The sequence below is a fragment of the Aquaspirillum sp. genome (genome assembly GCF_055136605.1).
This window is the reverse complement of the sequence record NZ_JBSQVP010000070.1, coordinates 1-10,830: the sequence shown is the minus strand read 5'-3', so window position 1 is coordinate 10,830 and position 10,830 is coordinate 1. Positions and strand designations below refer to the sequence as shown.

At 46.5% G+C, this 10,830-nt stretch carries 12 protein-coding genes; 6 read left to right on the top strand and 6 right to left on the bottom strand.

Annotation, left to right across the window (positions count from 1 at the left end):
* The first annotated feature begins 252 nt into the window (after positions 1–252).
* Complete coding sequence (locus tag ACTBZS_RS10530) at positions 253–1,023, top strand: metallophosphoesterase (protein ID WP_463044086.1); 771 nt, start codon at positions 253–255, stop codon at positions 1,021–1,023.
* A 109-nt stretch (positions 1,024–1,132) separates the two neighbouring features.
* Positions 1,133–2,029, top strand: a complete 897-nt coding sequence (locus ACTBZS_RS10525; RefSeq protein WP_463044085.1) for a LysR family transcriptional regulator ArgP — start codon at positions 1,133–1,135, stop codon at positions 2,027–2,029.
* Positions 2,030–2,072: 43 nt separating this feature from the next.
* On the opposite strand, the gene vapC is transcribed toward ACTBZS_RS10525, so the two are convergent.
* From vapC to ACTBZS_RS10505, 4 genes are all read right to left on the bottom strand, one after another.
* Positions 2,073–2,462, bottom strand: a complete 390-nt coding sequence (gene vapC / locus ACTBZS_RS10520; protein ID WP_463044084.1) for a type II toxin-antitoxin system VapC family toxin — start codon at positions 2,460–2,462, stop codon at positions 2,073–2,075.
* The gene (locus tag ACTBZS_RS10515; protein WP_463044083.1) at positions 2,459–2,653 is read right to left on the bottom strand and encodes a type II toxin-antitoxin system VapB family antitoxin; all 195 of its coding nucleotides are present in this window, start codon (positions 2,651–2,653) and stop codon (positions 2,459–2,461) included. Before ACTBZS_RS10515 ends, vapC begins: the two co-directional genes overlap by 4 nt.
* A gap of 85 nt (positions 2,654–2,738) precedes the next feature.
* Positions 2,739–4,124 (bottom strand): heavy metal sensor histidine kinase, encoded by a 1,386-nt coding sequence (locus ACTBZS_RS10510; protein WP_463044082.1) that lies wholly within the window; start codon positions 4,122–4,124, stop codon positions 2,739–2,741.
* Positions 4,118–4,807 (bottom strand): heavy metal response regulator transcription factor, encoded by a 690-nt coding sequence (locus tag ACTBZS_RS10505; RefSeq protein ID WP_460429841.1) that lies wholly within the window; start codon positions 4,805–4,807, stop codon positions 4,118–4,120. Before ACTBZS_RS10505 ends, ACTBZS_RS10510 begins: the two co-directional genes overlap by 7 nt.
* Positions 4,808–4,954: 147 nt before the next feature.
* Between ACTBZS_RS10505 and ACTBZS_RS10500 the strand changes: the two genes are divergently transcribed.
* Genes ACTBZS_RS10500 through ACTBZS_RS10485 form a run of 4 tightly spaced genes read left to right on the top strand, consistent with a single transcriptional unit; the run spans position 4,955 to position 8,276 of the window.
* The gene (locus ACTBZS_RS10500; RefSeq protein WP_463044081.1) at positions 4,955–6,058 is read left to right on the top strand and encodes a hypothetical protein; all 1,104 of its coding nucleotides are present in this window, start codon (positions 4,955–4,957) and stop codon (positions 6,056–6,058) included.
* 19 nt (positions 6,059–6,077) lie between these two features.
* Entirely contained in the window at positions 6,078–7,463 is a 1,386-nt protein-coding gene (locus tag ACTBZS_RS10495) for a multicopper oxidase family protein (RefSeq protein ID WP_463044080.1), read from the top strand.
* Between the two features lie 14 nt (positions 7,464–7,477).
* Positions 7,478–7,942 (top strand): cupredoxin domain-containing protein, encoded by a 465-nt coding sequence (locus ACTBZS_RS10490; RefSeq protein ID WP_463044079.1) that lies wholly within the window; start codon positions 7,478–7,480, stop codon positions 7,940–7,942.
* Positions 7,929–8,276, top strand: coding sequence for a copper-binding protein (locus ACTBZS_RS10485; RefSeq protein ID WP_463044078.1), 348 nt, complete (start codon positions 7,929–7,931; stop codon positions 8,274–8,276). Before ACTBZS_RS10490 ends, ACTBZS_RS10485 begins: the two co-directional genes overlap by 14 nt.
* 58 nt (positions 8,277–8,334) lie before the next feature.
* On the opposite strand, the gene ACTBZS_RS10480 is transcribed toward ACTBZS_RS10485, so the two are convergent.
* Positions 8,335–9,192, bottom strand: a complete 858-nt coding sequence (locus ACTBZS_RS10480) for a delta-class carbonic anhydrase (protein ID WP_460429836.1) — start codon at positions 9,190–9,192, stop codon at positions 8,335–8,337.
* Positions 9,193–9,515: 323 nt separating this feature from the next.
* On the bottom strand, positions 9,516–10,727 hold the full coding sequence (gene dgt, locus ACTBZS_RS10475) for a dGTP triphosphohydrolase (RefSeq protein WP_463044077.1): 1,212 nt from the start codon (positions 10,725–10,727) through the stop codon (positions 9,516–9,518).
* Between the last annotated feature and the right edge of the window lie 103 nt (positions 10,728–10,830).

Below are 10,830 nucleotides of genomic sequence, written 5' to 3'. Positions count from 1 at the left end.
CGTCGGCAGCGTCAGATGTGTATAAGAGACAGATTATGTTTTGTTTATTGATTTTCTCCGCGCTGGTCATGCACCCACAAGGGGCGACAGAGTTGTCAGCGATGGAATTAACTGCTAATGTGGCTTGGTAACTACTGATACAACAACAAGTTAAGAAGAGGTGGTATGGTTGGTCTGACGTTTTTTCGTTCTCTCTATCAGTATTTTTTCAAACCCAAAGTTGTTTTTACCCGACGCAAAGGACGCACTAAAATGGATGATAATTTACAAATGGTTCGCCGTTTTTCAATCAATGAAACAGGCCGTGATTTTGTTGTGGGCGATATACATGGTTGTTATTCTTTACTAGAACAGGCACTGGCCTGTATTGATTTCGACCCGGGTAAAGATCGCCTATTTTCCGTTGGGGATTTGATTGATCGTGGGCCGGAGTCGCTACGTTGTCTGGAGTTTCTACAACAGCCATTTTTCTATCCGGTGATGGGTAACCATGAAGATATGCTGTTGGATATGTATGTCGATGGTACGCCCGACCTGAGCCACATTGCCGAGTGGGCCAAGCAAAATGGGGTTGAATGGTGGTATGACATCTCGGATGACGACCGCTACCGTGTATTAGATAAAATTTGCGCTTTGCCATTTGCGATTGAAGTTGAAACACCGAATGGCTTGGTGGGCATTATTCATGCGGAAGTGCCGCTGGGCATGGATTGGCAAGAATTTACTAACGCCCTGCGCGCCGAAAAAACTAAAACTGTGCAGACGTGTTTATGGGGTCGTTATCGCGCCAATAAACAAGATCGTACGGGAGTGGAGGGCATTGCGCGTATTTATGCTGGCCATACCCCACAAGATTGCGTCACGCCACTCGGTAATCTGTTTGTGATTGATACCGGCGCGGTATTTGGGGTGAATTGTGCGTATGGTGATGGTCATTTAAGCTTGGTGCAGATCAATGCTGCACAACCGACTGCCCATACCGACCCCATTCAGCAACAACCTTATATCAAGGTATTCCAGTAAATCCTGTTATGTAGTACAACCTTTGGAAGCAGCAAGCCGCATCGGTTTGCTGTTTTTTTTGTGCCGACAGCGGTTACCATTCTTTACCTTTCTTTTGCTTTGTTTTTTTATGCAACTCGACAACCGTAAAACCCAAGCTTTGTTGGCTGTGATTGACAGTGGCAGTTTTGAACAAGCCGCACAACAGCTATATTTAACGCCCTCCGCCGTGTCTCAGCGAGTGCGTGCATTAGAAACCGAATTAGGTATGCCGTTGGTGGTACGCAGTCGGCCATGTCGTACAACCCATGCTGGGCGGTTTTTGGTGCAATACTTACGGCGGCAATGTGCATTGGAGGAAGAATTTAGCCAGTCATTTCTCGACTTACGCAATGCCCCGTTGCGCTTGGGTCTGGCAGTGAATAACGACACCTTGGCGACGTGGTTATTGCCAGCTTTAGCCGATTTTGTGCAGCAGCAACGTCTGTTGTTAGATATTCGGGTGGATGACCAAGACCATACGCATGCTCAGATGGAAGCCGGTTTGGTGTTGGGATGTATTTCCAGCTCATCGCGTGCGATGCGTGGGTGTACCGCGTTGCCGTTGGGTATCATGCGTTATCGTTTGGTGGCTTCGCCTGCCTTTCAACGCCAGTATTTCCCTGATGGGTTGCAGCGTGAGGCAGCGCGATATGCGCCGGTGATGGTGTTTGATCGTAAAGATCGTTTGCAGGCTGATTTTTTGTTGCGTGAATTGGGACTGCCTGATGAGGCCTATCCTTGTCATTATCTGCCTTCTAGTGATGCTTTTATTGGTGCGATTCGCTTAGGGTTTGGCTATGGAATGGTGCCGGAGCAGCAGTTGGCCGATGATATTGCTCGTCAACGTCTGGTCGATCTCGCCCCTCATCGTCCTTCTGATGTGCCATTATTTTGGCATCATTGGACTGTGCAATCCCCGAGGTTTGAGGAGTTGTCGCAATGTATTGCAGATCATGCGGCTAAAGTGTTGTTGCCGATGGTTTGATTGTTTGGTGATGTTGGCATCCGATTTTTTATGTAATTATTTTTCAGAGAGTTGCAAGTCCTAGATGCTCTGTAAAGGGCAAAAAATCTCTATCGTTGTGTAACAAAAAATATCCATTTTGTATGCAGTAGGTTGCAATCACAACGTCGATGGTTTTTCTAATGGTAATGCCGATTTTCCTTAATACTCTGTAATTTGTTGCCGCTTGTAGAGCAATATCAACTCCTCCAAGCTCAACAATCTCAAGATTTAACAGAACTCGTTTTACACGGTTGAAGTCGGCTTCACTGGCACAGCCCTGTAAAACCTCAGCAAGGATCAAGTCACCGATTGAGACTGGTTGAGTCATAAGTAAATTGTCTAACTGTTTTGTTTGTGGTGAATCTACTCCGCGGAAATAGTCAATCCAAACACTAGAGTCAACTAAAATCATTTATCTGTCCTCATTTCTTCTAGGTTACCTTCCCATTGAATCTGTCCTCTTAATTTTCTGATTTCTTCCTGTTTTGCTACACGAATCAGCGTTTTCAAGCCTTCTTCAACGGCTTCTTTTTTCGTTTTCAGGCCGGTCAATCGCAAGACGTCATTGATTAAATTCTCATCGATTGAGATATTGGTTTGCATAATGGTTACGCTCCTGATTTTCTTTGCATGATTTTCATAAGAAGTTGGGTTTGTGGGGAGTGGCTTGTCGTTAATCTTAGTAGAACTACTTTGAAGCGTGTGGTTTTGATGGTGTTTTCCTCGGAAAAAACAAGCGAAAACTGGTGCGTGTTGGGGTGGAGGTGGCTGAGATGGTACCGCCGTGTAATTCCACAATCGACCGTGTAATCGCCAACCCTAAACCACTTCCTTCACTATGTAGCCGCGATTTATCCGCACGAAAAAACCGATCAAACAAACGGGGTAAATCGTCCTCCGCAATCGCTGGCCCATTATTACTGACCTGTAAACTGCCTCCCTCGGCATCACTTGTCATCTCAACCCGAATCCATCCTCCGGCTGGGGCATAGCGTAAGGCATTCGATAACAAATTGCTTAACGCTCGCCGCAACATCAGCTTATCTCCTTCTATGGTTAACTGACCATCACACTCCAAAAGGACATTTTTTTCTTCTGCTAAAGCCTCATAAAACTCAAATAGCGCGTGAACCTCGGTTTCCAATGGCAACGGCACACAGCTGGGCAAGCTAAGGCCATGTTCTGTTTTGGCGAGGAACAGCATATCCGACACCATGCGCGCCAAACGCTCAAACTCTTCCGCATTCGAAGCCAGTGTTTGTCGATAACTGTCGGCACTTCGTGCTTGAGAAATCGCGACTTGGGTTTCCGTCAGTAAATTGCTTAACGGTGTGCGTAGTTCATGGGCTAAGTCAGACGAAAATTCAGACAACCGCTGAAAATCATGCTGCAAACGCCATAACAAACCATTTAAGGAATTGACTAAATCTGCCATCTCGGCTGGCACACTATCAACCGTCAGCGTCACATTTAATCGTTGTGCGGTGATATGTTGCAGCTGTTGTTTAATGTCATGTAACGGGGCGAGGCCACGTCGGGTCGCCCACCAGCCCAATACCCCTGCTACTGCGGCGGCGGCGACGATAGATAAACCCAACACCATCAGCAACCAATCCATAAAATGTTGGTGATGACGGGTGTTTAACAGCGCACAACGGACAGAAGAGGGTAGGGTCTCGCTTTGTGCATTTTGTGTATTAGCCACACATAAACCATGATAATTCTCGCCCTGTTCTGATAAAGAAAACAGCGTATCTAAGGGCAGCGGATGCAAACCGATGGCTGCCGGTTGGGGTGCAGATTGATAGATAAGTTTGCCTTGCTGATAGAGCTGGACAGATAAACCATGATGGCCGTCAACGATTGGGTGTAATGCGTTGGCTGTATGGTGTGGGTCGTGAGCGTGGATGTTTTGAATCACATGCAGCTTATCGGCAAGGTATTGTTGATCGAGTTCAGCAAAATGCTGTGAAATGGCAAGGGCAACCAAACTACCAAAACCGAGCAACACCAAGCTGGACACTGCGATATAAAGCCAAGTTAACCGCTGCGTGAGTGACCGCGTTTTTAACATGCCAACTCATCCTGCTGCTCTAAGACATACCCCATGCCGCGTACGGTATGAATCAACTTTGGTTCAAAACCTTCATCGATCTTATTGCGTAACCGGCGCATGGCGACATCAATCACATTGGTATCGCTGTCAAAATTCATGTCCCACACCTGCGATGCAATCAGCGAGCGTGGTAAAACCTCGCCTTGTCGGCGTAATAATAGCTCTAACAAAGCAAATTCCTTGCTGGTCAGGTGAATACGCTTACCATCACGTACGACGCGCCGCCGTAACAGATCCATTTCTAAATTGGCCAACTGTAGGCGGTGGGCGTCGGGTGCGCTGCGGCCACGGCGTAACAAGGTTCGTACCCGTGCTAATAATTCGGCAAACGAAAATGGTTTCACCAAATAATCATCCGCGCCCAATTCCAAACCTTTTACTCGATCTTCGACTTGATCGCGGGCGGTCAGGAATAACACTGGGGTGTCAATGCCGCGCTGGCGTAGCTCGTTCAATATTTGCCACCCATCTAATTGCGGCAACATCACATCCAAAATCAACAGGGCATAACTGTGCTCAAGCGCATAGTGCAACCCATCTGGGCCATTGTTGACAAGATCGACCATGAACCCCGCCTCGCCGAGACCTTGTTTTAAGTATTCACCTGTTTTGTGCTCGTCTTCGACCAATAAAATTTTCAATTTGGGACTCTCTTTTAACTCCAGCCGACAGTGTGCCAGCTTTCATCGGCAAAAGTGGAAGATGACAATTTTGTCATCTGGCTGTCAGGTGGTTGTTGGGTGTGTTCACCCACAATGTCATCTCTACCCTTTGCATCGGTGATAACAATGAAATCTGTTTGGCTCGGGGCATGGTTAGCCAGTCTATCCTTGACTGTGTTAGCCGAAACCCATTCCGTTGTGACACAGGCTGGTGATTGGCAAACTGCCAATCAACACGTGGCGCAATTTCCGCGTGGTCATGCGGATATTGTGAAATGGGAAGCACAACACGCCGCTATCCCACCTGCCACAACGCCCCCTCACGATGCTGCTGTGTTGCCGCTGGCTTCTGCTGCCGAGGCGGTGCGATTGGCATGGCAAGCGCATCCCAGTTTGATGCGACCATTGGCAAAGCTGGGAAACATACAACAAAATCACATTGCAGAAGGGCAATGGCTATTGCTCACCCCACAACAGTATCAGCGTATCGACCATGCTGAAGATGTGTGGGAAACCGCTTATGAAGCGCGCCGCGCTTGGGTATTGGCTGTGGCGGCGGAACAGATGCAGCGTTATCAAGCGGATGCCTTGAGTGCTGTCGAAGCCGCTGCTGAACTTGGGCAACGGATGGCCAAAGTGGGGAATTGGAGTCAACTACAAGCCGCACAACAACAGGCCATGCTATTACAAGCCAAGCTGCAAACCCAACGTAGCCAATATCAAGCAAAACAACAACGACAACAACTGCAACAGGTATTAAAGCAGTGGGTGGTGAGCCATCCCCAGCCGTTGACATTGCCAGCGCGGTTGCCTGATGTTCCAAAACAAGCTTTGTCAGCGCATGAATTTCAACAACATCTGCAACAAGTCTTGCAGCAATTACCACGCAAAGAACAACTGGCGACACAGGCGAATGCCGAGTTTAGCTATCAAGCCTATCTGACCGCTTATCAACAAGCCAGCAGTTATCAAACCCAAATTGTGCCGCTACAGCAGCAAATTCATGAAGAAACCCTCTTGCGTTATAACGGTATGTTATTGAGCACATGGGATTTACTTGCCGAAACTCGTAACCGTGCCCAGACCATCCGCGATGCAATTGAAGCAAACCGCGATTTTTGGTTGGCAGAAATGGAGTTGTTGTGGGTATTGCAGGGCAACCCACCAAAACACCCAATTCAATTATCCAGCGGCAGCGCGGGTGCGCCTGCTGGCGCGGCAGCGCATTGAGCGCATGGGAGAATAAAAGATGACGATTGATCTCAATAAACGCCGGTTATTTTTAGGTACCGCCGCCGCCGTTGTAGGCGCAGGAGTGGCGCGGGCGGCACTCGCTGCATTGCCAGAGCCGGTGTCTCAGGCCTCTGTTAAAACAGCTGCCCCACTGTTTCCGCCAAATGGTCGCCCCTATCGCCCAGTGGTGACGCTCAATGGTTGGACATTGCCGTGGCGGATGCGTGATGGCGTGAAAGAATTTCATCTGGTGGCTGAACCGGTGGTGCGTGAGATGGCACCGGGTTTTGTGGCGCAACTCTGGGGGTATAACGGCCAAAGCCCCGGCCCAACCATTGAAGTGGTTGAAGGGGATAAAGTCAGGATATTTGTTACCAATCGGCTGCCCGAACACACCAGCGTGCACTGGCACGGCCAGCGGTTGCCGAATGGGATGGATGGGGTGTCTGGGTTGACACAATCGGCGATTCCCCCCGGTAAAACCTTTGTCTATGAGTTTACTGCCCGTCGCCCGGGAACGTTTATGTACCACCCCCACGCTGATGAAATGGTGCAAATGGCTATGGGGATGCACGGCATGTGGATTACCCACCCCAAACAGCCTCACCCATTGATTGATGAAGTCGATCGTGATTTTTGTTTTTTGTTAAATGCGTTTGATATCGAACCAGGTAGCAAAACACCAAAAGTCAACACCATGACCGATTTCAATATCTGGGCATGGAACAGCCGCATTTTTCCGGCGATTGACTCACTCAATGTTCGCTTGAATGACAAGGTGCGGATTCGTGTTGGCAATCTCACCATGACCAACCATCCGATTCATCTACATGGCCATGAATTTATGGTTACCGGTACGGATGGCGGGCCGGTACCTAAAAGCGCACGCTGGCCAGAGGTCACCACCGATATTGCCGTTGGACAGATGCGACAGTTGGAATTGATTGCCGATGAAGAAGGCGATTGGGCGATGCACTGCCATAAGAGCCACCACACCATGAATGCGATGGGACACAACGTCCCGACCATGATTGGTGTCGATCATCGCGGTTTGGTGCAGAAAATTCAAAAACTGGTGCCAGATTACATGGTGATGGGTGAGCGCGGTATGGCGGACATGGGCAGCATGGAAATGCCATTACCCGATAACACCGCGCCAATGATGACCGGCCACGGCCCATTTGGCCCGTTGGAAATGGGCGGTATGTTCACGGTGTTAAAAGTGCGGCGACACCAAAAGCCGAATGATTACAGTGATCCGGGGTGGTTTAGCCATCCGAAAGGAACAGTGGCGTATGAATATCGTAGCGCTGTTCCGACTGCAACGGCAGCAAAACCACACACCACACAGCCGGCTGAATGGCGCGTGCGGCAAAAAAATCCCACCGACGGTCATAATTAAATACAGGATGTGAGATGAAAACATTATTTTTGGCATTAAGTCTTAGCCTTGCCACTACAACAGCGTTGGCTGCTGGCAGCCATGACCATCAACACCACACCACAGCAGCCATTGGCGAGCCGGGACAAGGCAAGCCGATTTCGCGCACGGTGGCGGTGGTGATGTCGGACAATATGCGTTTTGAACCAGCACAAATTAAAGTAAAAACAGGGGAAACCATTCGTTTTGCGGTGAAAAACACTGGTAAATTGCAACATGAATTTACGCTCGGGTCACAGAGCGATTTGCTGCAACATTATGAAATGATGAAAAAATTTCCCAATATGCAGCATGAAGAGCCCAATACGTTATCACTAGCCGGTGGAACTGAAGGGGAATTGCTGTGGCATTTCAATCAAAGTGGTGAAGTGCATTTTGCGTGTTTATTTCCCAGTCATTTTCAAGCTGGGATGAAAGGGAAAATCCATGTTCAGCGTTAAACAGACCCCGATTGTGCTGGCGTTGGCGGTGTTAAGTGCTGCCACGCTGTTTCCAACCATAAGCCATGCTGAATCGTCCCATCAGCATCATTCGACTGCTGTGCTACCGGCGTTGGCTGAGAGTGAGGGAGAAGTCCGGCGGGTGGATCTCGCCGCAGGAAAAATCACCATTAAACATGGCCCAATTGTGGCATGGGATATGCCACCGATGACGATGGTGTTTGCCGTCGATCAACGTGCTCTTTTAGAAAAAATTGAAGTCGGGCAAAAGGTGAAGTTTCAAATTAAGGATGATAAAAAGCGCTTGGTGATTGTGCAAATTGACGTGCAATAGTCGGTGTCAATAAAAAAGCTGGGTGAGCTGATTCACCCAGCTGTTCAAACGGCCTCTGTTACCGTGTGATTGGTGATAGCAGTTTACGATTTAACACCAAATTTCTTACCCCGTGCGCGTGGTCTTCTTTAAAGGCATTGCCCTTACACCATTCACCCACCGTTTTGATATTCACCTTTGCCACCTTAGGCCGAACACTCCAACTCACTTGTAAGGGTGAACCTTGTTCGTTATAGGTGGGGCCGGTGGTTGAGCCGGCATATTGAATAGGTTCGCCGGTGTTGGTTGGGATGCCTAACGCTTGTTGGTAGCCATTTTTCTCGCCATGCCGTGTCAGTTCGTTAAAGTCCAAGGCTTTCGGATCATTGACCAGCACATATACCTGTGCTTCCACCCGTAGCTGTGGGTTTTTCACTGCTTCGCTCAAACAGGCGCCCAAGGTCGGGCCCGGTTTGACTTGTGCCGATGAGTGAACATAGTGCAATTCGATGGTATCGCCAGATTGTAGGCTACCGTGGGCACTTGGACAGACGCCGTTTTTCACGGGGGACAGTTCCGATTTGCTCAGTTTGCCGGAATACTTAAACCCAGTTTCATAGCCATGCCCGTCACCATTGCCTGCATAAACAGTAAATTCCCCGCCTTTGTGCTCGGCATTTTTATGGAAATGGATGTTACACAGGTTCATCTGTGTGTAAGGCGGTGCGGTGTTAAAGATAATGGGATTATTGCCTTCAACAGCGTCGATATCACGCGGTGCCTGCGGCCCGAAGCCTTTGTTTTCGGTGTTTTTGGCTAAGTTGGCTTCTTGTTCGATGATGACTTGATCGGAAACAGGGCCATGTGAACCGTGGGAGGTGTCTCGTGCATTGGCATGAATCGGGAGCATGGCAGCGGTGGCTAGCACGAAAAGCATGTGTTTTTGCATGATGTCTCGCTTTGTGTTGGGTTAAGGACAACCTTGCTGTTGTTACTGCTGGATTTTGTTTTTTTGTTCGATTGTTGCATACGCTTTATGAATAGCGTATCCGGAAAATCCTAAGCGATTTGTTAATGTGTTACAACAAGAGAATTTTTTTTGCTGCAAGGTGTCTGACTTAATACAAATTCTTAATATAAATTTCATGAGCAAAACTGGACATGCTAACTGTGTTAGTTGTTATATTGAGATTTTTGTGATCAAAATGAAAAAACTATGAAAGGCCGCCTTGTATTTATAAGACGACCTATTTCTTATTCTTAATAAAGTTTCTCTGAGCTACCTTTTCCAAAATATCTTTCATATTCTTGAATTGCGTAATGATCCATCATCCCAGAAATATAATCTGTAACCAGACGGGTTTTGCAGTAGCTACTAATTGAACGCAACTCAGCAGGTAGCAAGACATTGTCTTTATTAAATTTGTTATCCGAATAAACTTCAAAAAGACCACGAATTATTAACTCTCCTCTACGTTCATAAAGCTGAATGTCTTTTTTTCTTAAGACTGCTTTGAAAAGCAGTTTCTTGAGACCTTCTGCTAATTCCTTATGGTTTAGGTATGAAAGTTGATCATTGACTACACCGATATCAGAACAAAGAGTGTTAACTATTTTAGATGTCAGCTCTTTTCTTAAAATTGAAGCATACTCTTCTGATGAAGTTTTATTTGTAGATGAGCTTTTTGCTAAGTTCTTTGCTTTTTTACCGAGATTTTTAATCTTTTTATATGCCGGAAGAAAGTCGCTGCTAATTTTAAATTCATAAATTATTTCATCTAGGCTGATCATCCCAAAACTTAGAGCATCTTCAAGATCATGTGCTGCATAAGCGATTTCATCTGCTAAATCCATAATTTCAGCATCTATGCTCTTTTTCATTTCTAAGCCTTTTTTTTCTAGCTCTTTCTTCAAAAAGAAGTAGTCTTCTTTGTAAAGAAATTTATTTTCATTTTCACACTTTGTAAATGGATACTTTGTAACGGCCATTAAAGTTCTGATATTTAAGTTGAGACCTTGGTAATCTGTATGCTTTTTTTCCAATCTATGTAAAATACGAAGTGTTTGGGCGTTTCCTTCATATCCGCCGACGCTGTGGCTTAATTCGTTTAGTACTTTTTCTCCATAATGTCCGAACGGAGGATTTCCTATGTCATGAGCTAGTGCTGCTGCCTCTGCAACGATTGGATTTTTTAATTTTAAATCATGAGCAATGCAACGAGCAATCTGCGCTACTTCTAAACTATGAGTAAGTCTGTTTCGATTAAATTTATTTACATCTACACCAAGAAGCTGCATTTTTCCCTGTAGTCTTCTAAAAGAAGAAGAGTATAAGATGCGAGCATAATCTCTCATTAAATCATCTCGATTATTTGCACGATCATCATTTTTTTGTTCAGATGGACGATAATGCAACTTTTTAATCTCTTTTTCTTTATCCTTAGCGTATTGCAATGCCTTTTGATTGTACATTTTTCACCTAAATTTTTTGTATGGATTTTGGATTTGAGAATTTTATTAAAAAACATCTCAATGTTAAACGATTTTTCTGTGTCGTACAACATCAGCCTATACC